Genomic DNA, 26067 nt, shown 5'->3' with positions numbered 1-26067 from the left:
GCCTACTCCTCGTCGTTCCGACCGTCGCTGCCGTCGCGGCCGTCCTTCTCGTCCTCTGGGGCTGCTTCCCCCTCCGGACGGCCATCACGCTTGCGTCCGGTCATGCTGGCCAGGGAATCGCTCATGGTGGTCCGTGCCCTGCTGACGATGTCGTTCTCCTTGGCGGCGGGCTTGGCCGGCGTCCTGGGCGCGTAGAGGACCTTGTCCACAAGTTCGGCGTACTGGCGGAGCACCTCGGGGCGCACCACCTTCAGGCTGGGGGTCAGGGTGCCGTCCTCCTGGCTGAAGTCCTTGTCCAGCACCAGGAACTTGCGCACCGACTCGGCCCGCGAGACGTTGCAGTTGGCCTTGTCCACATACTGCTGGATGAAGGCATGGATGGCATCGTTGTGGCTGGCCTGTTCCATGCTCATGTCAGCGTCCAGGCCCTGGGATGTCAGCCAGGACTTCAGCATGCCGGCATCCAAGGTGACCAGGGCACCCACGAAGGGCCTGCCGTCGCCCACGACCACGGCCTGGGAGACAATCGGGCAGGTGCTGATGACATCCTCCAAAGGCGCCGGGCTGACGTTCTTACCGCCGGCGGTGATGATGACATCCTTCTTACGGCCCGTGATGAAGACGAAGCCCTGGTCGTCGATCTGGGCCAGATCGCCGGTGTGCAGCCAGCCGTCCTTGTCGAGCACAGTGGAATCCAGCTCGGGCTGGTGGTAGTAGCCCATGAAGACGCTGGGGCCCTTGACCAGAAGCTCGTCGTCGTCGCTCAGCCTGACCGTGATGCCCGAGCCTGGACGGCCGACCGACCCCACCTCATTGGCATCCTCGAAGTTGACGATACAGGGGGCCGCCGTCTCGGTCATCCCGTAGCCCTGGATGAAGGTGATTCCGTCGATTCCGTTGAAGAAGTGGGCCAGGTCGGCGTTCATGGGCGCCCCGCCGCAGGCCAGGTAGCTCAGGTTGGAGCCCAGGGCGGACTCGATCGTGTTGCCGACGGTCTTGGTATAGAAGGCGTGGGCCAGGCGGGTCAGCGGCGAGTGGCCGCGCCCTTCCTGCTCGTCCTTGGACCACTTGATGAAGTGCCTGGTGGCCTTGGCGAAGACCTTGCCGGCCAGACCTGTGCCGGCCTTCTGCGAGGCGGCGTTGTAGACCTTCTCGAAGACACGCGGCACACCCAACAGATAGGTGGGCCGGAAGGTGCGCAGGTCGGTCAGCAGGTGCTTGGCGTTGGAGACGTATCCGACCACGCCCTGGGCGCCGATGGCCACGTACTGGATGTAACGGGCGAAGCAGTGTGCCAGGGGCAGGAAAAGCATCAGACGGGAGGGGGCTGCCAGCATGTGGTAGAGCACGTCCCAGCCCACGAAGACGATGTGGACGAAGTTCCGGTTGGAGAGCATGGCGCCCTTGGGCTCACCGGTTGAGCCCGAGGTGTAGACGATGGTGGCCAGATCGTCGGCCTTGACCTGGGCGATGGCCTGGTCCAGGCGCTCGTCGTCGATCCCTTGGCCGAATTCACTGACTGCATTCAGGCCACCGGCTTCGAAGTTGAAGACATACTTGAGTTTTGGCGAGGACCCACGAACCTGCTCCAGAATCTGCGCATGCTCCGAGTCGCCGGCAAAGGCCAGAACGCAGTCCACGTCCTGAACGATCTTATGGGCCTGGCTGGGCGAGTCGGTCTCGTAGATGGGCACCGAAACCGCTCCGATGGCGGCGCAGGCGAAGTCCGTAACCCCCCAGTCATAACTGGTGGAGGCGTAGATGACCACGGTACTGCCCTTTTCCACGCCCAGGGCCATCATGCCCTTGGCCACGGCGCGAACCCGTGCAGACATCTGCCCGGCTTTGACATCGTGCCAGTTTCTGGTCATGGGATCCTGCCACTGGGCAACCAGCTCCTCAGGGTCGCGGGCGGTGCGTTTTGCCAGGAGTGAATAGATGGTGTCCTTGTCCGTCGTCGGGTGTTGAAGCTCGACCGTATATTCACGCAACATACCCACCATCATATGGGTCAACCCGCCAAAGCCGCCGCCTAGCCCATGTCGAAGCGCACACATAGCCAGCGCGAGCCGCTTCTGGCGACTATCAGGTTGGTCAGCACCGTGCGCTCGCCGACCAGGAATCCGATGGTGGTTTCGTACCGGTCGCGGTCAACGCGGTAGAGCTCGACCAGTTTAGGAATGAGTGGCAGGTAGGCCAGGCCGACATGATCCGACGTGGGGACCATGCCCAAATGCCGATCACGCATCAGCTGGGCCAGCATAGCCAGCCGTTCCATGCAGACGTGGTTGAGCACACGATCCAGGCTCTTCATCGGCAGACGGCCCCGCAACACATCGAAGACCTTGGATGCCAGTGCACACAGGTTGACGAGAATGCGCTTCAGATCCGCCGTAAGACCCTCATGCCCGGCAGCATCTGTCGGCCGCACGAAGTTGACGGTTCGCACTGTCAGATTGATGTCACCAAGTCCCAGCGGCACCTGAGCACAGGTAGACGGCCACCAGCAGCCAAACTCCTGTCCCAGCGAATCCTCAATTGCCTGATCCCCATCCCAGGTCGGCGCCAGATCCATATACTCCGTCATACTTTTCTCCTCGCACTTCTATGTGCTTGTTCCCCCTCTCATGCCGGCGGGGTGCACTGGGCGACCGACGCAACGACAGCGATTACGTCCAGAGTATGAATGCGCTCAGGCATTGTAAAGGCCGGTTCAGGAATGTGGTCAACCTGAACCGGCCTTGATACGGATTGTGGATAAATAGGCTTTGAATGCCCTGTCCTGCTTAGCAGCGGGAAGCCGGAGTCACTGCTACACGGCACTTCTGGAAGTTCTTGACATCCACGTAACCGGTGGAGGCCATGGCCCGGCGCAGTGCTCCGATCAGGTTCAGGCTGCCATCGGTACGATCGCTGGGTCCGAAGAGTATGCGCTCCAGGCTCCCCACCTGGCCGACCTGGACCCTGCGACCCCTAGGCAGATCAGGATGATGGGCCTCGGCCCCCCAGTGCATGCCCTGGCCGGGAGCCTCCGTAGCCTTGGCCAGTGGCGTGCCCAGCATGACCGCGTCGGCCCCCATGGCCAAGGCCTTGACGAAGGACCCCGAGGTGCCGGTCTCCCCGTCGGCTATGACCTGAACATAGCGGCCACCGGACTCGTCCAGGTAGTCGCGACGCGCTTCGGCCACATCCGAGATGGCCGTGGCCATAGGTGCCTGAATTCCAATGGTGGCAGAGTCAGTTGAGGAGGCTCCCCCGCCGAACCCGACCAGCACCCCGGCGGCACCCGTGCGCATCAAATGCAGGGCGGCCTGGTAGGTGGCGGCCCCGCCGACGATGACCGGAACATCCAGGTCGTAGATGAACTTCTTCAAATCCAAGGGCTCATGGCTGGTGGAGACATGCTCGGCCGAGACCGCCGTGCCGCGGATCACGAAGAGATCCACGCCTGCGTCGACCACTGTGGTGTAGAACTCCTGGGTGCGCTGGGGCGACAGGGCACCGGCCACCGTGACCCCGGCCTTGCGAATCTCCTGCAGACGGCGGGTGATCAGCTCCGCCTTGACCGGCTCCCGGTAGGCTTCCTGAATGACCCCGGTCGCCTGCTCCGGCGAAGCATGGGCTATACGGTCCAGCTGTGGACGCGGATCCTCGTATCGGGTCCACAGTCCCTCCAGGTCCAGCACACCCAGTCCGCCCATCCGTCCCAGGGCTATGGCCGTCTCCGGGCTGGTGACCGAATCCATGGGCGCTGCCAGCAGGGGCAGGTCGAACTCGTAGGCATCCACCTGCCAGGCCGTGGAAACATCCTGGGGATCCCTGGTCCTTCGTGATGGGAGTATGGAGACATCATCGAGCGTGTAGGCCATCGTGGCCTTCTTGCCGAGACCGATTTCGATTTCCTGTGTCATGTCTGCCAGCCTAGCGCCTCATGATGACGCTCCAGCGTGCTACGAACGGGTTACGAGCAGGGGAACAGAGAGTAACAAACTTGGGATAGAACTGTTCGCGAGCGCAACTGCGGCACCGGGAGCAGGATACGGCCCCCGACCCGCCCACTGTTAGGAGGCCGCCATGGAGAAGATCGCCGTGAAGGGACGCATCGTCGAGCTCGACGGTGACGAGATGACCCGGGTCATCTGGAAAATGATCAAGGAGCGGCTGATTCTGCCCTATCTGGATGTGGACCTGGACTATTACGACCTGGGCATCCGCAACAGGGACGCCACCGACGACAAGGTCACTGTGCAGGCGGCCCAGGCCATCCAGCGCGAGCATGTGGGCGTCAAGTGCGCCACTATTACCCCTGACGAGGCCCGGGTGAAGGAATTCGGACTCAAGCGCATGTGGAAGTCGCCCAACGGCACCATCCGCAATATTCTTGGCGGAACCATCTTCCGCGAGCCCATCGTCATCGACAACATCCCCAGGCTGGTCCCCGGATGGTCCAAGCCCATCGTGGTGGCCCGCCATGCCTTTGGCGACCAATACCAGGCCACTGATTTCACCGTGCCTGGGCCAGGGAAGCTGAGCGTCACTTTCACACCCGAGGACGGGAGCGCCCCGGTGACCCGGGAAGTGACCGTCTACCCGGGTCCGGGCGTGGCCCAGGTGCAGTTCAACCTTGACGACTCCATCCGCGACTTCGCGCGCTCCTGCTTCAACTATGCCCTGCAGAGGCACTATCCGGTCTACCTGAGTACCAAGAACACCATCCTCAAGGCCTACGACGGCCGTTTCAAGGACATTTTCGCCCAGGTCTACGAGCAGGAGTACCGGAATCGGTTCGAACAAGAGGGGCTGACCTACCAGCATCGGCTGATCGACGACATGGTGGCCTCCTCGCTCAAGTGGCAGGGCGGCTATGTATGGGCCTGCAAGAACTACGACGGCGATGTCCAGTCCGATGCAATAGCTCAAGGGTTCGGGTCCCTTGGCCTCATGACCTCCATGCTGATGACGGCCGACGGGCAGACGGTAGAGGCCGAGGCCGCCCATGGAACCGTGACCAGGCATTACCGGCGCTGGCTCAAGGGTGAGACCACTTCCACCAACCCGATAGCCTCCATTTTCGCCTGGACGGGCGGACTCAAGCAGCGGGCACGGCTGGATGACACACCCAGGGTGGCCCAGTTTGCGCAGACCCTGGAATCTGTGGTTATCGAGACCGTGCGCTCCGGCCGTATGACCAAGGATCTGGCCAGCCTGGTCGGCCCTGATCAGCCCTGGCTGGACACCGAGGGATTCATGGATGCCCTGGACCAGGCCCTTGCCGAGCGTATGGCTTCAACTGCGACAGAGGCCATAGAACACAAGGCGGACTGACAGATCGGACATAGCATCATCTCCCATCCATTGCATGCGGTTGAAACAGGCGGATAATCCGCTGAGTCCAGCCTTGACCGTCTGCTCCCTGGCGAGAAGCTTGTGCGCAAAAGCAAGGATGCTCCATACGCTCCTACCCGTGAGCCCATACAATGGTTGCTCGGGACCCGGCCAGAGTCGGGCCCTTTCGGAACGAAGGAGCGAATGTGAAGAAGACCGGCTTTGCACGGCATTTGTCCGGCTTGCTGGCCCTGCTGGCATGCCTGGCCATGGCGGCATCGACTGGTGCTTGCGGTCCGGCCATGGGCGGAGGCAAACAATCCCCGAGCACCCCGCAGAGCCCGGCGAGCTCGACGGCAGCTGCGGAAGTGCCAGGTCGGGTGGCCATTTTCACTCCCTCCGACGGCATCACCCTCTCCCAGCACACGCCCATCAACAAGTGGGCCGCCCTGGTCCCAGATCTGAAGGCGGGACTGACCAAGGAGCATCTTTCCGGCAAGCGCATCGATGCCTACACCAGCGGGAATCTGGAAGACCAAAGCAAGGAAGTGCAGGATTACGTGGTCAACCGACTTTCGGAGCGCAAGACCGGGAAGACCTCAGAGCCCACCACGCTGGTGGTGGCACCCATGACCTCGCCGGATTCCATTACCCGCCAGTATGGCGACTACATCAGCAAGTCACTGGAGGCCGATGCCAAAGACAAGGCGAGCGCACGCCTGGTCTCGTCTCTGCGCCTTGCCATGGGCGCGGGCATGCACCTGGTGCTGCTGGCCAATCAGGTGCCGGGCATTGAGCCGGATTTGTTCGTGCAGTTGTCTGATGCGCGGGCCATCGGTCAGATGCAGGCGGAGAAGCTGGCCAGCAAGCTGGAGCTGGACAAGGCCAACAAAAACAACCCCTGCCGCATTGAGATTCTGCTGCCGAACCGGACAGCCGAGACATCTTCCTCTGCTGACAAGGATGCTGAAGCCGACCAGGCTGATCAGGACCAGCAAGAGGAGCAGGATGCGCAAAGTTCTTTCCCTGCGCAGGCCTTCGCCGGAATCTGGCAGGTGCTGGGTCCTTACTTCAAGGATGGGCGGGCTGTCAGCCCATCGGGGCGCCTGAAGGCAGACAGCACTGATAAAGACTGGCAGACGGTCGCTTTTGACCCAGGCAAGGATGCCTCGGCTACAGGCAAGGAGCTGGCGACCCGGCTGTCCATGAACGATGACACCAAGACCCATACCGAGGTGGACGGCATTCTGGCCATGAACGACTTCATTGTTTCCGGGGTGGTCTCTGAACTCGGGGATCTGGGGTATCGGGGTACGTCAGCGGATGTCAACCCGGAGATCTCCGTATCAGGCATTGTCGGATCCATGACCGGCCGACAGGATCTGCATCGGCAGCGCGTGCCCAAACCCGCCCAGAGCCCCACAACCCAGAATCAGACAGGGTCGGAGGCGGATTCTTCACAGCAGACCACGGGTAAGACTGAAGGATCCACACCCTCGGACGACCACGCCGCCTGGCCCATCATCAGCGGATACGGCGCTTACGTTGACAACCTCCCTCAAATCGTTGATGGACGTCAGTGGATGACCGGGCTGGAGGACAGGCTGGGACTCGCGGCTGATATTGCCAAGGTCTGCGTCGGCCTCAACAGCCAAGGCAAGGTACCAGCCATGGACACGATCCAGACCGTCAACCAGGACGGCAAACAGGTGCGTCGCCTGTCAAGACCCTTGGTCGCGGTTTCAGCCACCAACCTCAAGGCGGCGCTGATCGATACAGGCTACATCAAGCCAGCCGACGCGGGTCTTTGAGCATAGATCTCCTGCTCGATCCGGTCCTCATACCGCTTGAGAACCTCCTGACGGCGGGGCTTGTACGAGGCGGTGAGAAGACCGTTTTCACGCGTGAAGTCCTGGTCGAGAATCAGATAGCGGCGGATGCCCTCGGCCCGGGAAACCTGTGCGTTGGCCGCGTCCACGGCACGGTCGACCTCCGTGCGGATGATGGGGTTCTCTCCAGCCGCCGCAGCATCTTTCAGGGGCTCGGCGCCCTGGTCCCGCATCCAGCGATCGACCTCCTCGGCATTGAGGGTGATCAGGGCCGAGATGAATGGTCTGCGGTCCCCGATAACCATGCAGTGGCTGATGATGGGCGAACGTTCAACAGCCGTCTCCAGCAACGCCGGTGAGATGTTCTTGCCACCGGCAGTAATGATGATTTCCTTGCGCCGACCGGTCAGCCGAACGAATCCGTCCTCGTCCAGACTGCCCAGATCGCCTGTCAGCAGCCAGCCGTCGCGAATCTGCCTGGTGGTGATTTCGGGATGGTTGTGGTAGCCGATGCAGACGTCGGGACCCTTGACGCATAGCTGGCCCTCCTGGTCGATGCCCACAGTGATGCCAGGCATGGGCAGACCAATGGTGCCCAGCCGATAGCCTTCGGTTGGGTTGACCGTGACCGGACCCATGGTCTCGGTCATGCCATAGCCCTCCAGCAGGGGTAGGCCTATGCCGTTGAAGAAGTCCGCAATGTCCCTGTCCAGGGGGGCGCCGCCCGAAATGGCATACTTGACCCGGCCGCCCAGGGCCTCCAGGATGGGATCGTAGACGGTTCCCGTGTACATAAGGTGCTTGGTCTTCAGCGACATGGGGACGCGGGTGCCGTTCTGTTGATGACGGGACCACTGCCTGGCCACTCCCGCGGCATCCAGGAAAATTCTGCCCCTGGCACCGGTGCCTGCTCGCTGGGAGGCGGCGTTGTAGATCTTCTCGAAGATTCGGGGCACAGCCAGGATGAATGTGGGTTTGAAGGTCTGCATGTCCTGCAGCAGATTGCGGATAGATCCGGTAAGCCCCAAGGTGAGGTCCGTAGCGATGGCGAAGAACTGCAGACAGCGGGCGAAAGCGTGGGCCAGGGGCAGGCAGAGCAGAAGCCGCCTGCCCTCACCCAGGCAGATGTCGGGGACTGCCTGAGCTCCCGAACGCACGGTGAAGACGATGTTGCTGTGGCTGAGTTCAATGCCCTTGGGCTTGCCCGTGGAGCCTGAAGTGTAGACGATGGTAGCCAGGTCGGAGCCTTGCACCGAGTCGGCCCGGGCTTGGAAGTCTGCCTGGTCCACCGCCCGTCCGTAGGCGGTCATAGTGGTCAGCGCCCCCCTGTTGATTACATACAGGTCGTTCAGATAGGCGCATTGGGAACGAACCGCGTCCACCCGGGCCCTCATGTCGTCATCCTCCAGAAAGGCCATGCCGACATGGGAGTCGTTGAAGATACGCCGGATCTGATCGGGCGAGTCCGTCTCGTAGACCGGCACCGTCACTGCTCCAATGGACAGGATGGCCATGTCCAGGGCAGTCCACTCCCATCGGGTGTGCGAGACGATGGCCACCGAATCCCCACGACCTATACCCCTGGCCATAAGCCCCTTGGCCAGCGCGACAACGCGATCCCGGAACTCACGGGCTGTGAGGGTGCTCCACTCACGTCCACTCCGGTATTCGATCAAAGGATCGTCCCCCAGGCGTTCAACCCTGTCCTCAAGCAGGGAGAAGACGCTGGCATCAGGATCTATGGGCTCCTCAAGCGGACGCGTGAATTCTTGCTGCATGTTCTGCATGACCACTCCCTGCTGAAACGGCGTTATGCTTAACGATTCTAACCGCTCCCCCGGGCTGGCGATATACCCGGTCTGCAAACGCGCGAGTCCTGCAAGCAAACCCCACATTCCTACAGGGGCTTGAGACGGATGCGATGCCACCCGATCCTGGCACCAGGATCCAGATAATTGCCTTGATCGTCTTTAAGGCCCCAGTGCAGACACTCCTGGGCACAGTGGTCTGAGTCTCCCCGCACCCTTCCCCATACCGTGCCGGTCTGCAGCCGGGTCCCTGTCGGCAGAGAGCTCTGTGCAGGCTCATAGGTGGAGACCAGGTTGCCGTGACGTATGGAGACCACGTCCTTGCCTGCTACGGAACCTGCAAAGGCGATGACGCCGTCTGCCGGGGCACGGATATCGCTGCCTTGCTCCGTCTCCAAATCTATCCCGCGATGACCTCTCAGCCACGGACGACCCGGAGGATCAAAGGGACGCATAACCAGCGGGGCGGCCTTACCGCCAGGCAGAGGTTCAAGGGGCCACAGCCAGCCCCGGCGGCAGGCTGCGGTCGACGAGCCAACTCGACCCTTCTGCGCCGGAGCTGCAGCCGAAGGCAGGGTCGGCGCAGGCTGAGCCGTGACGGTTGCCGTCGGCCCCGCAGCCGACAGGACCAGCGCCAGCATCAACACCAGCAGGGTCCTGGGAAACCAAGGGGGCCGACAGCCGGAGGGTATGGTGGGCATCCGACCGGTAACTCGCCTGAGGCCCTTGTTCTTATGGTCACGCGCACAGGCCATAGTCGCACCTTCATTCCGTCATCGTGGATGCCCGATCGGGCATCCACCATCATGATGGATTGGATGCCGCAGCCGTGTGAGCCGGAAGGAGGCATGTGGTCGAATATATACTCGTCCACATCCAGATGGACCGTAAAGGCACCATAATCAAGAGTCCGTGAAAGGGTTCCCGGTCTAGATGCCATTGGCGGCCTTTCAAGCCAGATGAATGACCGTCCATGAGATGGGAGGCAGCTGAAGGTTCAAGGTGTCCTCATCCATCCTGAAGTCCTTCCTGGCATGCATGACGACTCGCTCCTGGTCCTCAAGCGTGTTGCGTGCCGAGGGGTCCTCCTCGTGCAGTGTGCTGATCTTGGCCTGCCGATGTCGGTCCTGTTCAGGCAGGGCGATGCTGAAATCAACGGAACGGTCAAGGCTGCGGTTGACCGCGAAAACACTCAGGGAGCCATCGGCACCTCTGACGGCCACTGAATCGGTCATGGGCACCTGACCGTAGCGGGAAGTCTCAAAGGTGTCGCCGCTCTGCAGGCTCTTGAGCACGCTGGCGCCTCGTGCATAACGGGCGGTCAGGGCGAAGGGGTAGAAAATTGTCTGCCTCCAGGCCGGGCCGCCGGGCTCGGTCATGATGGGGGCAATGACGTTGACCAGCTGGGCCAGGCTGGCCGCATGAACGACGTCGGCATGCCTGAGCAGGGTGATCAGCAGGTCGCCTACCACCACGGCATCTGCCGCCGTATAAACATCCTCCAAGAGCGGCGCGCCTATAGGCCAATTGCCGATGCCTTCGGGCGATCTGCTGGCCTCGGCATCCTGGTACCAGACATTCCACTCGTCGAAGGAGATGAAAACCTGATGATCACTGCCCAGCCGGGCACGCGAGGCGGCGATGATGGCCGCAACATCGGTGATGAAACTGTCCATGTCCACGCCGGAAGCCAAAAAGCTGGCCATGTCCCCATCCTTGGGCGCGTAATAGGCATGGCATGAGAGGAAGTTCACATTTTCGAAGCAGCGCTCCAGGACGGTACGCTCCCAGAGGCCGAAGGTGGGCATGGTGTGCGACGAAGATCCGCATACGACCAGATCCAAGTCCGGGTCGATCATCCGCATGGCCACAGCCGTCCGGTTGGCCAGATCGGCATATTCCTCTGCACTCTTGTGGCCGATCTGCCAGTCGCCGTCCATCTCGTTGCCCAGGCACCACATCCTGATGTTGAGGGGGCGATCATGGCCGTTGGCACGACGCCGTTCCGACAGCTCGGTGCCCGACGGCACATTGCAGTATTCGAGCAGATCCAGGGCCTCCTGCATGCCCCTGGTGCCCAGGTTAACGGCCTCCATGAGCTCGTTGCCGCCCAGCTTGTCCAGCCAGTCGCGCATCTCATGCAGGCCGAACTCGTTGCTTTCACCGGAGTGCCAGGCCAGGTCGAGACGGCGAGGACGGTTTTCACGCGGTCCCACGCCATCCTCCCAGCGATAGCCCGAGACGAAGTTACCGCCCGGGTATCGGATGGTGGTCACGCCCAGCTCCTTGACCAGATCCATGACGTCCCGGCGAAAACCCTGTTCGTCTGCTGTCGGATGGCCCGGCTCATAGATGCCCGAGTAGATGCCCCTGCCCAGGTGCTCTACGAAGGAGCCGAAAAGGCGATCGTCAATTGGCGTGGACTTTTGCTCCTCATCCACCTTGAACTGTGCCCTGCCGCTGTGAGTTTGTTGCCCCTGCGTCACTGTCTGACTCCTTCGTTCTGACTTTATCGACCATGATTCTCGTCCATATTGAAACTATGGAACATCTGAATAGTACAACGTTGTGAATTCGACAAACCACCGGTCTATCGCCCCACGCAGTCACCCCCCCCCTAGTGCCGAGCGACAGGCTACGTGGTTATTCCATATCACACTAGGAATGAGAATATTGAGAACAGGCCGACAGCATCAGTCCTTGTGTCAGGAGACTTCTCATCAATTCAGTCGGTTGTGCATCCCGATACTCATATTTACAACGGCCAGGAGCATTTGAGACAGGGGGGGGGGGGGGTCATTTACTTGACAGATTGCACATCATAAAGAGAGCTTGCAGATAAAGAAAACCGCCGGAGAACCGGCGGTTGAGAGCTCCCGCAGCTGGGCTTGAACCAGCGACATTTCGATTAACAGTCGAACGCTCTGCCAACTGAGCTATGCGGGAATGTCCCGTTCAACTCTCGCTGAACACAATTACCATACTGTAGTCCAGACTTTCGTATCCGACAACTTGGCGTGTCGATTACATGAGGATCCTGTCCATGGGCATGGCCGAATCGATGGAAAAGTCAGGAGCGGAGGGTGCCAGACCGGCCTGGACCAGATTGACGCCCAGCATGGCCACCATGGCGCCGTTGTCCGTGCACAGGTTGATCTTCGGAATGCGGACCTTGATGCCCTCCTGGTCACCGAATTCCTGAAGCTTGCCGCGCAGCTGTGAGTTGGCTGAAAACCCACCGCCGACAATCAGGGTATCCGTGTCGAACATGTGGCAGGCAGCCATGGCCTTGCGGGATAGGACGGTGGCCACGGAATCCGCCAGGGAGGCGCAGACATCATCCACGGGAATGTCGAGCCCGGCCTGCTGTCTGCGTTCGACCCATCGAGCCACTGCGGTCTTGACCCCGGAGAAGCTGAAGTCATAGGGATGCTCGGCTCCGGCCCGACCCTTGGTCAGCCCCTGGGGCACAGCGATGGCGTGAGAGTCGCCCAGGCGGGCATGACGGTCGATGTGGGGGCCGCCGGGATAGGGGAAACCGAGCAGACGCGCAATTTTGTCGAAGCACTCCCCCGCCGCGTCATCCAGGGTAGTGCCCACCACCTGGACCGATCGAGCCAGGTCATCCACATGCAGCAGCGAGGTGTGGCCGCCGGAGACGATCAAGGCCAGCGCGTTCTTCGGAAAGGGGCCGAATTGGAGCTGGGTGACCGCTATGTGGCCGATGACATGGTTGATGCCATATAGAGGCTTTTTCGCCGCCCAGGCCAGCGCCTTGGCGCCGGAGACGCCTACGGCCAGGCATCCAGCAAGTCCAGGACCAGCCGAGACCGCTATGGCATCCACTTGGGACAGGTCCATGTCCGCATCCTTCAAGGCCTTGGAGACAACCGGCACAAAGGACTCAGCGTGTGCCCGCGAGGCGATCTCAGGGATGACGCCCCCATAACGGGCGTGCTCGTTCATGGAGGATGCCACCACGTTGGACAGCAGCCGGTTACCCTGAACCAGGGCGGCTGCAGTCTCGTCGCAGGTGGATTCGATGCCAAGCACCAGAGGCTCACTCATGGTCAATGATCCTTTCCTGTCCTTCCGAAAGCCTGCTGCTGACAGATCCCACCGGACCCGGCCCGACCGAGCTTAAAGGTCTGGTCATAGCCCAGGCATCCACGCCTTCAGGCTGATAGTAGCCCTTGGATAGACCCGTCTTTGAGAAGCCAAAGTCCTTGTAGAGATTGATGGCCACGGGATTGTCTACACGCACCTTCAGATTCATTCGCTGCAACCCCATACAATCGGCCGAAGCAATCAGCTTGGCCAGCAGGGATCCTGCAATACCGCGATGTCGTGCTTCCGGTAGCACCCCAATGGTCATCAGCTCGGCCTCCCTTTCGCCCGACCAATAACCTCCGTAGCCCAGGATGGCACCCTGGTCCTCCCATACCAGGTAGGTGCGCGAGGGCGCAGACAACTCAAACCGCATCTCCTGCCTCTTCCAGGCCTGGTCGCCGAAGACGCGCTTCTCCAGATTGACAAGCTGGTTCAGGTCCCCCAAGGCCGCCCTGCGAATCATGACTGGACAGCCACGTGTTTGAGCGGGTTGGGCACCGAGACGTCCGGCCGACGAAGGTAAAGCGGCTCCACCGGGTCGATCAGCCCCTGCTGGGCACGTCTGCATGCACAAGCCGCCATCAGAGCTGTCCCCTGGGTCCGATCCTCCAGGAAGGATCCTTCGTCCAGTATCACCCGTATATCCGGATGCTTATCCAGACGCTCCCACTGGTCAGCGTAGCGACCGGCTCCATGGCCACTAATGACCAGAGTGACAGGGCCCTGATCCACAGACCCACCCTCCTCTGCAACGGCCGTGATTCTCTCACAGATAGCAGCTGGATAGTCGATGCTCATTTCGGTCAGCGGCCGGGCCGGGGCTTCCACGTCTCCAAAGTCATCAAAGAGACGGTAATAGAGCTGCCGACGTCGAGCATCATTGACAGCCAGAACCAGCAACCGGGTATGGTCTTGTTCCTGCTGACTGAACCGGCTGTAGGCATAGCGGGCCTGTGGTTCCAGGATGTCCTGCCCCAGCAGACGGGCACCGGTGGCAAAGGCCAGGGCTTTGGCGGTTACGATGCCTGCCCGTAGACCGGTGAAGGGCGCAGGGCCCAGTCCCACCACGATGGTTCTCAGGTTGTCTGCAGACAGCCCGGCCTGGTCCATGACCTTGGCGATATTGACCTGGAGGCGTTCCACATGCGAGCGCGATTCGGTCTCGATGCAAGGCTCCCGCCCGGGCAGCCCCACAGTCGAGCCATATGAGGTGTCGATCACCAAAAGGGGCGTATCGCTCCCGCTCATGTCGTCATCGCCTTTCTCAGCTGCTCCAGTCTGGTGGCCCATGAAGGACCCACTCCACGCAGACGTACCATACGCTGACCCTGGGAGCTGGGTGGCGCGTCAGGATCTTCCCGAGGATCCACGGGTCGGGCGATGCTCACTTCCAGTCGTTGATCGGCCAGCGCCGAAGCCATCTGCTCCCCCCATTCCATCAGGATGATGGTGCTTTGGCCCGGATCTTCCAACTCCTCGTCCAGACCAAGGGACTCCAGCTCGTCCAGGAGCCGATCCACTGCATCCTCGCCAGGCAGATAGTCCTGTCCACCCAGCCGATAGGCATCCACGTGGATCAGGGTGACCGGCGAGCCGTCGGACAGATGGCCATGCAGCTCTCTTGCGATGGTGAACGTGGGCGAGACCACAGGACCGTCCACTCCAAGTCCGCTGCCCAGCCCCTGGGCCAGCGTGGTTTTGCCCGCCCCCAGAGGTCCGGACAGGAGGATCACATCCCCGCCTTGCAAACATGAAGCCAGGTTTCTGCCCAGACGCTGCATGTCCTCGCCCGTTGGCACAGCCAGCTCGAATCCATCCTGTTGCTCGGCACTGTACTGCAGGCTCATGCCAATGTCCTTCCCTTGGCGGCAATCAGCTCCACTGCCCGTTCCAGAGCATAGCGGGCATCGCCGCTGCTGGTCTTGCTGACCTCATCAGCATGGGCCAAGGCCTCGATGCAGGCCGCCAGGCCGGAGGATGTCCATCCATGCAGCTGTCGCTTCGCCTCCCGCAACTGCCAGTAAGCGGCCTTGGCCTCGGCTGTCGTGATGGATCCAGATTCGATGGCCGCCTCCTTGCCCAGCGTTCGCAGCTTCAGGGCCAGTACTCCGATAAGTGATACCGGTTCGTTGCCCTGTTCCAGAGCTGAACGCAGGGCGACGACGGCTTGGGCCGGTTTGCCAGCAAGGGCCTTGTCCGCCACAGCGAATCCCGATACAGCCGGGTTATCGGTCAGATACCGGTTGACGATATCCAAGGTCATGGGGTCCTGGTCAAAATCAAAACAGAGCTGAGAGCACATAGCAGCCAGTTCCGGAGTGCGTTCGCCCAGGACATCCACCAGACGCTGGGCCGCCCGCGGCTGGATGCGACGCTGATGGGCCTTGAATTGCCCATAAACGAAATCGACCTTGTCATCGAACTTCTTCAGATCCGGCATACGCTCTATGACTGCTCCGGCCCGTTCCATCTGATCCAGAAGCCTGCGGCCCCGGTTGCCCCCGTCATGACGTGCGATGACAATGCTGGATTCGGAATCTACCGGCTCGTGGCAGAAGTCCACCAGGGCCTGAGTCAAGGCCTCATCGGCCGCCTGCAAATCATCCAGAAGAACCACGGCCGTCTGACTGAGCAGGGAGGGTCCGACCGCCTCCTGAAAGGCATAAGCGTCGCAGTCTGCTGCGTCCATTTCCATGTATTCGCTGTCCGGGTGAGCGGCACATGCCTGTGCACACAGCTCCTTGACGCGCTGCCCGTTGAGGAAGGGATCACCGCCGACCACCAGATGGACGGAAGGGTTCTCCTGCTGAGCTTTGGTCATGACTCAAATCTCCCTTTATCACTGGACATTACCCCGGTCGTTTTTTGAAGACCAACTGTGCCAGAAGGCTATAGGTCTGCCGTAGCCAGACCTTGATTGACCCCCAAGCCGATGGCCGAAAGGGAACCCCTGAATCCTCGTCTGCCACGGCTGACCATGAACGGTCCCACCTCCGGGTACGGATGAGTCGAACCAGTCGATGATCGATCACGACCATGAGACCCAGACCAAGCAGACAGGCGCTGCCGACTGGCCCAGAGGGCCAGGCCGCCGGAGCAGCCGCCTCGCCCAGCCATGTGGCGGCAAAAGCCATGACCCCGGTACCCAAGGAGGTCAACCGGGCCAGCAAGAGCCCCAATGGGGGCCAGAGCCAGGAGGTGAGCAATGCAAGCAGGCCGGTCACGGTGGCAGCGTCGACCACAGGAGTGACCAGCAGGTTGGCCAGCGGGGCCAGCAGAGGCAGTCCGGGACTCATCAGCACCTGCACGGGCAGAGTCCCGGCCTGTGCGCACAGGGTCGTGGCCAATGGACGTGCCAGTAATGCCGGCAGATGGTTTTCAAGGAGGGCCGTCAAACGCCGGTTACCCAGACCTATGCCAAGCACGGCACCACAGGAGAGTGCGAAGCCGAAGCTTGAAGCCATGGAAGGCCGCAGGATCAGGACCAGCAGCACGCACCAGGACAAGGTATTCAAGGACTGTGCAGGACGGCAGACAGCGAGGGCCAGCGCCGAAAGAAGCCCCATGGCCTGAGCTCGCAAGACTGAATCCCCTGGGACCATCAGCATGCCCAAGCCCAGATAGGCGGCAGACAAAACCAGGGCCATCAGCAGGGGCGGCGAGCGCAGGGACCGCATGATCGAAACCAACAGTGAGGCCAGGATCATGAAGTGCCCGCCGGAGACCGCCATCAGATGAAGGATGCCTGATGCCCGGAAATCCTGGGTCAGACGGGCGGCATAGGCAGGTTCCACTGCCGGTCTGCTTAGGGACCCACCCGACCCGGGCAGGGCCTGGTTGCCTAGGATGCCCATGGTCAACCCCGGCACCAGAATCCGCCCCTGATCATCCAGCCTGCTGGCCTGTTCGAGAAAGGCATTTTGCATACGAGCGATTAATCGTCTACCAGGTCCTGGCGGTCTGACCTCTTTCAGGCCGCCTTCCACGGTCAGCCAAGGCATAGGGCGTCCGTAAGCGGAGGGTTCCAAGAGACCTCGCGCGCGATACTGTCCACCCTGCTGCAACAGGCATGACCGGCTGCGGGCGAAGAGCACAATCCGTTCATCGGAAGGCATGCGCACCCCGGCCACAGTCACCCATTGCAGCCTTAATTCCACCTGACAGTCCCAGCCTCTTCGAGAGGATGCGCTCATAGGTCCCACAGCTTTGCCACGAACCTCAGCCATCGCCTTCCCCTGAAGGATCTGACGGGACGCCGGCCCGCTGCGCACCGACTCATAATCGACCGTGGCAGCCAATGCCGTAGCCAAAGCCACGGCAGCCAGTACGGCCAGCGTCGGCAGCTTCCGAGGACCAAACCAAGTGGACACCAAGGTGTCCCTGATATTCGCTGCGCTCCCACAAGTCGTATTCAGACTGCGTAAGCGATGAGGCCGACGAAATACCTGACTCCTGCAATCGGGGTTCTCTGTTACGACCAAGCAGACGAATTTGATGGCAAGCAGGAGCGTTGCAAGGACTAATGGAAGCGCCAGGACAAGCGGCGTCATCCAGACCGCTATGCCCATGCCTCCACCGGCTGTACTCCCACCGGCCATGTCGCCTTTGGATTCCCCCATTGACTCGGCCCAGTCACCGCCCTTGGCTGATCCTACCGCTGATCCGCCCATGCTCCGGTCCAAAAACCACGAGACCAGCAAGGCAACCGCCCAAGCCAGACAGGCGGCGGGGAGCATACGAAGGTTGCGGCTGCCGTTCTCCCGATCAGTTGCATCGTGAACCCCATCGTGAACCGCTGCATGACCGACCATCATTGCGCCACCAAATATGGGCGTAAGCGGGCCAGGGTCTTGGCACCGATACCGGGGACATCCAGGAGCTGGTCTACCGAGGTGTAACGGCCGCCGATGGCGTGCCGATGTTCCAATATTTTTGCAGCCTTGACCGGACCGATTCCTTTGACGTTCTCCAGATCCTGCTGGCTGGCGCTGTTGATATTCACCCGTCCCGCCTGATCGTCCTTCGCTGAGGAGGCACTGGAGGCCGGAGCAGCAGGGACATTACCGGTCTCTTCGGGAGGTTGGGGTGAGCCTGAAACCGGAAGTTTGGCCTGTTCACTGCCCGCTTGACCCTGAATATTACGGCTGGGATCGTTTCCTGAGGCTTGCTTGCCTCGGTTGGTAGCCCTGTTTACATCGCTTTTCGCAGCAGCCGACGACCTGGCCCCGGATCCGTCAACAGTTACTCCTGTCGCCAGGGCCCGTCCCTGCTGGGCCAGCAGGGTCAGACTTAAGGCAAGGGCCGCCACCAGAATGAGGATGGCCGTCAAGGCCTGAAGCGGCGTAAACGACCAAACGGGCTTATCCCGTCGAACCTGGGAGTCGGCCTTGCCTTCAGCTGACGGCTCCGACCGAATCGATTGATTCAGGGCCAGAGCCTGGAGCGGCGGCGCCGGCGGCTGGGTGATATTGATGCTCATAGGCCCAGCCTGACATGGAAAAGCCCCCCCGATATGAGGTCGGGGGACTATGTGGTCGAAGGTCGTCGTCTGTCCACAGCCAGGCTGCGGGCAGTTCAGAGTCAGGCTGGCACGACCGAAACGATCTTAGGCGCCTTGACAATGACCTTCCGTGGCTCCTTGCCGCCCAGCCGCTCCTGGACGGCAGGCAGTGCCAGAGCCATGGCCTTGAGCTGGTCGGGCGCGATGTCGGGGCTGACCTGCAGCTTGCCGCGGACCTTGCCTTTGACCTGGACCACGGCAGTGACCGTGTCCTCGCCAAGATAGCGATCATCCCAGGTCGGCCACTGGGCATGCGCCAGGGATTCCTTGTGACCCATACGGCTCCAGAGCTCCTCGCAGATGTGGGGGGCGATGGGCGAGAGCATGAGCACCAAGGGCTCGATGGCTGCCCTGGGCGTCGGGTTCAGCCCGGTCAGATGGTTGTTGAGCACGATCATCCTGGCGATGGCCGTGTTGGGCCGCATGGCCTCCATCTCCACCGTCACGTCGTGGATGGTGGTATTGAGCAGCTTCAGGGTCTTCTGGTCGGGTTCGCCCTCGTCCAGGACCACCTCGCCGGTCTGCTCGTCCACCACGTTGCGCCAGAGCCGCTGCAGGAAGCGCATGCCACCCACCACGTTGCGCGTGTTCCAGGGCCGGGACTCGTCCAATGGGCCCATGCTCATCTCGTAGAGGCGGAAGGTGTCGGCCCCATAGGTGCGGTACATATCGTCCGGGGTGATGATGTTCTTGAGGCTCTTGCCCATCTTGCCGAACTCACGGTTGACCGGCTGCCCCTGCCAGGTGTAGCTGACCTTGCCGCCCTCCTCGTGCTCCTCCACCTCGGCGGCGGGCACATACTGGCCGCGCTGGTCGGTGTAGGCGTAGGCCTGGATCATCCCCTGGTTGAAGAGCTTGTGGAAGGGCTCCTTGGACGAGACGTATCCCAGATCGTAGAGGACCTTGTGCCAGAAGCGGGCATAGAGCAGGTGCAGCACCGCGTGCTCCACGCCGCCCACATAGAGATCGACGCCGCCTGACTCCCCGGCCGTGGCGTTGTGCTTGGGCCCAAGCCAGTAGTCGTATTCCTCCGGATCGACCATGTGCCGGTCGTCCTTGGGGTCGATGTAGCGCATGTAGTACCAGCAGGAGCCTGCCCAGTTGGGCATGGTGTTGGTGTCCCTGTGGTAGACCTTGGGTCCGTCGCCCAGGTCCAGGGTCACGTTCACCCAGTCCTGGTTGCGGCTCAGCGGTGCTTCCGGGCTGGACTGGGCATCCTCGGGGTCGAAGGTCTTGGGCGAGTAGTCGGGCACATCCGGCAGGGCCACCGGCAGCTGGTCGTCGGGCAGCAGGTGGGGCAGGCCCTGGTCGTCATAGACCACGGGGAATGGCTCGCCCCAGTAGCGCTGACGTGAAAAGAGCCAGTCGCGCAGCCGGTAGGAGACCGTCCCATGGCCCACCCCGGCCGACTCCAGCCAGGCAGTGACCTTCTCGATGGCCTGGTCGACCCGCAGACCGTCCAGGCTGAGCGGGTCGCCGGCGGCCTGGGTGGCCTGGACCGAAGAGTTGACCACAATGCCGTCGTGAGAGACGAAAGGCGCCTTGCCCCGGTAGTCGTCCAGGGTCTGCCCGGACTCAGCCAGCGGGCTGACCGTGTAGACGACGGGCAGGCCATACTTGATGGCGAAGTCGTAATCGCGCTGATCGCCGCCAGGCACAGCCATGATGGCTCCGGTGCCGTAGTCCATCAGCACGTAATCGGCGGTGAAGATGGGCAGCTTGGCCCCGGTGATGGGGTTCACCGCGTACAGCCCGGTAAACAGGCCGGTCTTGGCTCCGCCCTCATCCACGCGATCCTTGGCGGTCTTGGCCTCGGCGGCCCTGCGATAGGCCTGCACGCCCTCCGCAGGATTGGCGTAACCGCCCTTCCACTGCTCAGGCACGTCCTCAGGCCACTCCTTGGGCAGGTGCTGCAGCAGGTCATGTTCGGGGGAAACCACGGCGAAGGTGGTGCCGAAAAGCGTGTCGGGACGGGTGGTGTAGACCTCCATGGTCTGATCGCCGTCGGGGCTGGGCACGGTGAAGTCCACCGAGGCCCCATGCGACTCCCCGATCCAGTTGCGCTGCATGAGCTTGACCTTTTCGGGCCAGTCCAGAATGTCCAGATCCTCCAGAAGCCGGTGTCCGTAGGCAGTGATGCGCATGGACCACTGCTTGAGCTCGCGCTGGTAGACCGGGTAGTTGCCCCGCTCGGAGCGTCCCTCGGCGGTCACCTCCTCGTTGGCCAGGACCGTGCCCAGCCCGGGGCACCAGTTGACCGGCGAGCGCGAGATGTAGGCCAGGCGGAAGTCGTTGAGCACCTCGGAGCGCTCGGCCTCGTCCAGGTCCTCCCAGGAGGCGTCGGCATGGCCGGGGATGGGCCTGCTTCCGGACTTGAAGGCCTGGACCAGCTCGCTGATGGGCCTGGCAGAACCCGTCCCCCCGTCGGCACGGCGATAGTCAGGGTCGTACCAGGACTCGTAGATGCGCGAGAAGATCCACTGGGTCCAGCGCACATAATCGGTATCGATGGTGGCGAAGGAGCGGCGGTCGTCGAAGCTGAGCCCCAGCCGGTGCAGCTGCCAGCGCATGTTGGCGATGTTCTGCTCGGTGGTGACCCGTGGATGCTGGCCGGTCTGGACGGCGTACTGTTCGGCGGGCAGGCCGAAGGCATCGTAGCCCATGGCGTGCAGGACGTTCTCGCCCTTCATCCGGTGGTAGCGGCTGACCACGTCGGTGGCGATGTAACCCAGGGGGTGACCCACATGCAGGCCCTTGCCCGAAGGATAGGGGAACATGTCGATGACGAAGTAGGGACTGCGGCCCCCAGCGTGCTCCCCATGGGCATCCGTCAACTCACCCTTGGTGTTGGCGGCCCAGAAGGTGCCCTCCTTGTCCCAGCGCTGCTGCCAGTGCTCCTCGATGGTCTGTGCCATGACGGCATCGTAGCGGAATTGAGGCTGATCGGATTCCTGGGTCTGCTGATGATCCCTGTCTTCATTCGCGTTCATATGGTGAATTATCGCCATTCACATGGACACGGCCGGGCCGATGTCCAGCATCCGTCGTCCTTACGGGAGCCGTGCTCAGTGGTCGCCGGGGTGCAGGGTGCGGGCGGCGGCATCGATGGAGAAGCCGATTGAGCGGGAAGCCCGGCCCAGGGCGGCCTTGAAGGATCCGTCCCGCATCATCCTCTTCAGGGCCTGGTCGATGACGCCCACCAGCTCCGGATCCCCGCGGGGCACGCCTATGCCATACCGCTCATGGGAGAAGGGGTTGCCGACCAGGCGCAACTGGCCACCGCCGCGAACATGAGCCAGTCCAGCCAGGGCGAAGTCATCGCCGCTGGCGGCATCCGTATCCCCGCTGAGCAGGGCCGTGATGCACTCGGGGAACTCCTCCCGCTCCTGGACCTGGGCCTGGGGGGCCAGCGAGCGCACCAGTGCCCCGGAGGTGGACCCCGCTGCCACGCAGACCCGCTTTTGGGCCAGATCCTCCACCCCGGCGATGTCGTTCTGAGTGCGGCGAACCAGCAGGTCCTGCCCCGCAGCCAGGTATGGTCCGGCGAAATCCACCAGCTTCTGCCGTTCCTGGGTGATGGAGTAGCCAGCCACAACCATGTCCACCTGGCCCTGTTCGAGCATGCGCTCGCGATCCGCAGGCTTCACCTGGCGGAAGACGATCTGCGACTCGGCGTATCCAAGCTCGTGGACCACATACTGGGCCACGTCCACATCCAGTCCCCGGTACTGGCCGGACTGGGCGAACCCAAGTCCAGGCTGATCGAAGGAGATGCCCACGCTGATCTTGGGCCCGATGGAACCCGCTCGGTAGCGATCCTCCTGGCGGCCGCACCCGCTCAGGGGCACCGCCAGAACCAGTGCCAGCAGAGCCGCCGCAATCCTGCGTGCAAACATGATCGGCCCCTACTTGAACATTCTCGAACGGGTCAGGAACCAGGTTACCAGGGCGGTCACCAGGCCCGAAAGAATCACCACGACCGCAAAACCCCAGGGCTTGTCGGTGAACGGCATGCCGAACATGCCCTGGTTGAAGTTCATGCCATACATGGAGAAGATCAGCGTGGGCACCGACAGGCTGATGGAGATGATGGTGAAGATCCTCATCACATTGTTGACGTTGTTGGAGACGATGGAGGCGAAGGCGTCGGTCATGTTCGAAAGCACGCTTGAGTAGATGTTGGCCATCTCAATGGCCTGCTTGTTCTCCGTGATCACGTCGCCCAGCAGGTCCTCATCGTCCGGGTAGCGCTTGATCCGCTCCAGCCCGGTCAGCTTCTCCAGGACGATCTCGTTGGACTTGAGGCTGGTGGCGAAATAGACCAGGGTCTTGTTGAGCTCCAGCAGCATGAGGATCTCCCGGTTCTGCATGGAGTGGCGCAGTTTGAGCTCCAACCGGTCCGACTCGCGGTCGATGATGCGCAGGTATCGCAGGTAGAGGGTGGCGTTGCGGTAGAGGATCTGCAGGATGAAGCGGGACTTCATGAAGGTGTTGAAACCCCGGATGGTGCCCTCCATGAAGGGGTGGAGCAGGACGGTGTCCTGCATGCAGACGGTGACAATCAGATCCTCCGTAACGATGATGGACAGAGGAATGGTCTCGTAGTAGTCCCGGCCGTCGCGCTCCTCGGCCCGGGGAATGTCGACGATGACCATGGTGTACTCGTCCTCCACGTCCACACGCGAGCGCTCTTCATCGTCCAGGGGAGCACGCAGGTCAGCCAGGTCTATGCCCGTGGTCTGCGAGACGTTGGCCAACTCGACATCGGTGGGCGCCGATAAGCATATCCATGAGCCCTTGGAAGCCTTGCCGATCTGCTCAATCTGCCCGTTCATGGTGCTGAATACTCTCATCATCGCCATCACCGCCTCTCATGCTCGGACCTGGCCGACGTGTCTGGCCGAACCGATAGTAGCAGATAACCAGTCGCCGCCGTGCTCAATTTCGCAGGGTAGTCCCGGGTCACCCCCTCCATGGGCGCAGGACGGCGGGTTGGATTTTGGAGGCGTCGAAGCGGAAATGACCGGTGATGGGACGATGGCCAGGTGACCCCAGGTAGTCGTTCTCCCTGGCGCGCTGGCCCATGTTGTGCAGAAGCAGGGGAATACCCCGGCTGTCCCTTTTATCCGAGGCCATGCCGATGTGCCAGGAGGTATCGAAGATGACGATGTCGCCCTGCTGCCACTGGTCGGTGGCCGCGATGTCGTTGGTCAGACGCTGGGCGTGCCGGGACAGGAATACGCCGAGGACGTTGGTGCGTCTGAAGTCGATGTTCGGATCAGGCCTGCTGATGACTCCGGCATAGGCCCCAGGAGACGAGGCGATGTCAGCGTCGACCATGGCTTTGAGATCGTAGCCGGCCTGTCGGAAGGCCCTCCAGATCTCATCGGTACAGGCACCCCGGTCATCGGGTGGATAGCCGCCCTGATAGTAGCCGCTGTCATAACGTGGATGGAGGCGTGCCTCCCGATGGGCTCCACGCACCATGGCCGTATAGTCGTCCACACCGTCGTGGTTGTAGTCCACAGGCGAGATCAGAGGCGGATGGGCCGCAGTCTGCTCAGGAGAATACCCGGGAAGGCTATGGGAAGCGGTCTTGCGGCCGTTTGCAGAGGAACTTTGATTATCATGGCGAGCAGGTCCGACACCCATTAGCCTGCCGGCCAAGGTCAAGGAGCCCGCCGCAATCAAGGCAAGCGCCAGCAGGACGGCCGCCCACCGCAGAACAGTCGTCCGCCCACGACTGTTGCCGCTACGGCTTTGCTCTGTCGACACGGCGGTCACCTCATCCGGTTGCGAAGGGGTCTGCCAGCCATGAACCGACGAAGATTATCCAGGCAAATTTCCCGAACCTTGTCCATGTTGGAGGGTAGATAGGCTCCCCCGGCCACATGCGGGGTGAGCAGGCAGCGTGGTTGCCTCCAGAGTGGGTGGTCTTCAGGCAGAGGTTCCGGTTCGGTCACATCCAGCCCTGCACCGAAAATGCCATCCTTATCCAGGGCTTGTGCCAGAGCCATGCAGTCCACGGCATCTCCCCTGCCCGCGTTGATCAGCACGGCGGTGGACTTCATCAATGCAAGACGATTGCCGTCGATGATATGTCTGGTCTGCGGCGTTGAAGGCAGGGCCAGAGCCACTACGTCCATCTCAGGCAGCAGGGCATCCAGATCGTCAAAACCAGCCAGACAGTCGAACCCCTCCACCGGCTGGTCGGGATGCCGCCTGATACCGATGGTCCGAGCGCCTACAGCCTTGGCCAGACGAGCGAAGGAGGCTCCGATATCCCCCGTGCCCAAAACCAGAACCTGGCAACCGCGCGGTGAAAGGACAGCCCCGCGAGGTTCCCAACGGCCCATGCGTTGATTGTCCCGGTAACCAGGAAGGTCCTTCATCAGGGCCCACATCATGGCGAACATGTGCTCGGAAACCGACTGCCCGTAAGCGCCTGAGGCACTGGTCAACATGGCATCCGGAGGCAGAACCCCCGGTTTCAGGTAGGCATCCACACCCGCGCTGCTGGTCTGCAGCCAGACCAGGTTACGGCAGGCAACCACCTGCTCGGCCGGCGGATTACCCAAAATGATCGTGGCCTCCGATCGGAGGGATTGAGGGACATCGATGAGCCAATGCATGCTCTGCCGCATGTCCGTGTCGACAATGAACTCCTGATGAACGCCTGGAGCCGCCTGGAGGAATTCCTGTCGTTCGCTCTGGTCCAAGGGCAGGCAGTTGATGATGAGCTGGTCCCCAGGATGGTTCTCGTTCCGCTTTTCAGCCCGTACTTCGACATCGTTTTTGCCGGTCATGGTCCGCCGCCTTTCCGTTGCTGCCGACCCCCTTGGTCGCCCCTTGTTCATCATGCTAGCGCACTTGCAAGCTCAGGAATGACTCAAGACCATTCGAGGATAAAATCCATCAATTAGCTCACAATCCCTGCAATTCCGGGGCAACACACTGAGTTGCTCCATTCGCCAATCCCGGTGTACTATAAGCAAGGCTTCACCAAGCAAGGCAAGCACGGGGCTATGGCGCAGCTGGTAGCGCGTCTCCATGGCATGGAGAAGGTCGGGGGTTCGAATCCCCCTAGCTCCACAGATGGAATCCCGAGGTCACCTCGGGATTCTTTTTATATCCAGTACCTCTGCAACCGCGAGATTCCAGACGAAGACGCAGCGGCAAACTCAGCTGGGCCATCAACGGGCCTATAGGAACTAAACGCGTTGTTTTAGGTTCTGTGTGTGGGTTTGGTTGTGTGTTGGTCAGAGTGTGGTGTTGGGGTATCTGACTGGTGTGTGGAACTCGTTCCAGTTGATGGCGGTGCCGTAGTGTTCGGGCTCGTCCTGTTCCTGTCTGGTTTCCCGTTTGGGTGCTGGTTGTGGCTGCTGGTGTTCGTCCCTGTTCAGGCTGGCGGGGTCGGGGTTGTCGGTTTTCATGT

The 26067-nt window shown here is 61.7% G+C and carries 20 protein-coding genes, 2 tRNA genes and 1 pseudogene; 3 read left to right on the top strand and 20 right to left on the bottom strand.

The window, feature by feature from the left end; translation table 11 throughout:
• Positions 1-2: 2 nt before the first annotated feature.
• The 3 genes from AACP62_RS07045 to AACP62_RS07035 all read right to left on the bottom strand — a co-directional run bounded on the left by AACP62_RS07045 (position 3) and on the right by AACP62_RS07035 (position 3911).
• Positions 3-1994, bottom strand: coding sequence for an AMP-dependent synthetase/ligase (locus tag AACP62_RS07045; protein ID WP_044097892.1), 1992 nt, complete (start codon positions 1992-1994; stop codon positions 3-5).
• 38 nt (positions 1995-2032) lie between these two features.
• Complete coding sequence (locus AACP62_RS07040; RefSeq protein ID WP_029678906.1) at positions 2033-2587, bottom strand: hypothetical protein; 555 nt, start codon at positions 2585-2587, stop codon at positions 2033-2035.
• A gap of 199 nt (positions 2588-2786) precedes the next feature.
• Entirely contained in the window at positions 2787-3911 is a 1125-nt protein-coding gene (locus AACP62_RS07035; protein WP_029678907.1) for a GuaB3 family IMP dehydrogenase-related protein, read from the bottom strand.
• A gap of 163 nt (positions 3912-4074) precedes the next feature.
• Here AACP62_RS07035 and AACP62_RS07030 point away from each other — a divergent pair, with 163 nt between their 5' ends.
• Positions 4075-5325, top strand: coding sequence for an NADP-dependent isocitrate dehydrogenase (locus AACP62_RS07030; RefSeq protein ID WP_339347362.1), 1251 nt, complete (start codon positions 4075-4077; stop codon positions 5323-5325).
• A gap of 206 nt (positions 5326-5531) precedes the next feature.
• Positions 5532-7136, top strand: coding sequence for a type 1 periplasmic-binding domain-containing protein (locus tag AACP62_RS07025; RefSeq protein ID WP_052323236.1), 1605 nt, complete (start codon positions 5532-5534; stop codon positions 7134-7136).
• Here AACP62_RS07025 and AACP62_RS07020 read toward each other — a convergent pair.
• The 16 genes from AACP62_RS07020 to AACP62_RS06945 form a co-directional block, all read right to left on the bottom strand.
• Positions 7106-8932, bottom strand: coding sequence for an AMP-dependent synthetase/ligase (locus AACP62_RS07020; protein WP_029678910.1), 1827 nt, complete (start codon positions 8930-8932; stop codon positions 7106-7108). The genes AACP62_RS07025 and AACP62_RS07020 overlap by 31 nt on opposite strands.
• A 119-nt stretch (positions 8933-9051) precedes the next feature.
• A complete protein-coding gene (locus AACP62_RS07015) occupies positions 9052-9717 on the bottom strand; it encodes a M23 family metallopeptidase (RefSeq protein ID WP_052323237.1) in 666 nt (221 codons plus the stop codon).
• A 195-nt stretch (positions 9718-9912) separates the two neighbouring features.
• Positions 9913-11448 carry an arabinosylfuranosidase ArfA gene (gene arfA / locus AACP62_RS07010; RefSeq protein ID WP_425332928.1) on the bottom strand — a complete coding sequence of 512 codons (1536 nt, stop codon included), beginning with the start codon at positions 11446-11448 and terminating at the stop codon, positions 9913-9915.
• A 387-nt stretch (positions 11449-11835) separates the two neighbouring features.
• Positions 11836-11908: transfer RNA gene (locus AACP62_RS07005), tRNA-Asn, on the bottom strand.
• Positions 11909-11986: 78 nt separating this feature from the next.
• Entirely contained in the window at positions 11987-13030 is a 1044-nt protein-coding gene (tsaD, locus tag AACP62_RS07000) for a tRNA (adenosine(37)-N6)-threonylcarbamoyltransferase complex transferase subunit TsaD (RefSeq protein ID WP_029678913.1), read from the bottom strand.
• Positions 13023-13535 (bottom strand): ribosomal protein S18-alanine N-acetyltransferase, encoded by a 513-nt coding sequence (gene rimI, locus AACP62_RS06995; RefSeq protein ID WP_044097907.1) that lies wholly within the window; start codon positions 13533-13535, stop codon positions 13023-13025. The genes tsaD and rimI overlap by 8 nt, the downstream gene beginning before the upstream one ends.
• Positions 13532-14320: a tRNA (adenosine(37)-N6)-threonylcarbamoyltransferase complex dimerization subunit type 1 TsaB gene (tsaB, locus tag AACP62_RS06990; RefSeq protein ID WP_029678915.1), complete on the bottom strand. Its 789-nt coding sequence runs from the start codon at positions 14318-14320 to the stop codon at positions 13532-13534. Before tsaB ends, rimI begins: the two co-directional genes overlap by 4 nt.
• Complete coding sequence (gene tsaE / locus AACP62_RS06985) at positions 14317-14919, bottom strand: tRNA (adenosine(37)-N6)-threonylcarbamoyltransferase complex ATPase subunit type 1 TsaE (protein WP_029678916.1); 603 nt, start codon at positions 14917-14919, stop codon at positions 14317-14319. Before tsaE ends, tsaB begins: the two co-directional genes overlap by 4 nt.
• On the bottom strand, positions 14916-15893 hold the full coding sequence (gene holA / locus AACP62_RS06980) for a DNA polymerase III subunit delta (RefSeq protein ID WP_029678917.1): 978 nt from the start codon (positions 15891-15893) through the stop codon (positions 14916-14918). The genes tsaE and holA overlap by 4 nt, the downstream gene beginning before the upstream one ends.
• A 28-nt stretch (positions 15894-15921) precedes the next feature.
• Positions 15922-16998, bottom strand: coding sequence for a ComEC/Rec2 family competence protein (locus AACP62_RS06975; protein ID WP_052323238.1), 1077 nt, complete (start codon positions 16996-16998; stop codon positions 15922-15924).
• An 884-nt stretch (positions 16999-17882) separates the two neighbouring features.
• On the bottom strand, positions 17883-18551 hold the full coding sequence (locus tag AACP62_RS06970; protein WP_029678919.1) for a ComEA family DNA-binding protein: 669 nt from the start codon (positions 18549-18551) through the stop codon (positions 17883-17885).
• A 101-nt stretch (positions 18552-18652) separates the two neighbouring features.
• On the bottom strand, positions 18653-21622 hold the full coding sequence (gene leuS / locus AACP62_RS06965; protein ID WP_339347354.1) for a leucine--tRNA ligase: 2970 nt from the start codon (positions 21620-21622) through the stop codon (positions 18653-18655).
• Positions 21623-21697: 75 nt separating this feature from the next.
• A complete protein-coding gene (locus AACP62_RS06960) occupies positions 21698-22528 on the bottom strand; it encodes a glutamate ABC transporter substrate-binding protein (RefSeq protein ID WP_198206317.1) in 831 nt (276 codons plus the stop codon).
• 9 nt (positions 22529-22537) lie between these two features.
• Positions 22538-23488, bottom strand: coding sequence for a magnesium transporter CorA family protein (locus AACP62_RS06955; protein WP_024627661.1), 951 nt, complete (start codon positions 23486-23488; stop codon positions 22538-22540).
• Between the two features lie 106 nt (positions 23489-23594).
• Complete coding sequence (locus tag AACP62_RS06950) at positions 23595-24407, bottom strand: DUF1287 domain-containing protein (protein WP_198206318.1); 813 nt, start codon at positions 24405-24407, stop codon at positions 23595-23597.
• Between the two features lie 5 nt (positions 24408-24412).
• Positions 24413-25438 carry a D-2-hydroxyacid dehydrogenase gene (locus AACP62_RS06945; RefSeq protein WP_232339264.1) on the bottom strand — a complete coding sequence of 342 codons (1026 nt, stop codon included), beginning with the start codon at positions 25436-25438 and terminating at the stop codon, positions 24413-24415.
• Positions 25439-25651: 213 nt separating this feature from the next.
• Between AACP62_RS06945 and AACP62_RS06940 the strand changes: the two genes are divergently transcribed.
• A tRNA-Ala gene (locus tag AACP62_RS06940) sits at positions 25652-25724 on the top strand.
• Between the two features lie 167 nt (positions 25725-25891).
• Here the strand turns inward: AACP62_RS06940 and AACP62_RS06935 are convergent.
• Positions 25892-26067, bottom strand: a pseudogene (locus tag AACP62_RS06935) (IS256 family transposase); the annotation flags it as partial.

Origin of the sequence: Bifidobacterium apis (assembly GCF_036986835.1) — a bacterium.
Lineage (GTDB): Bacteria > Actinomycetota > Actinomycetes > Actinomycetales > Bifidobacteriaceae > Bombiscardovia > Bombiscardovia apis_A.
This window is presented reverse-complemented; position numbering and strand designations above follow the sequence as displayed.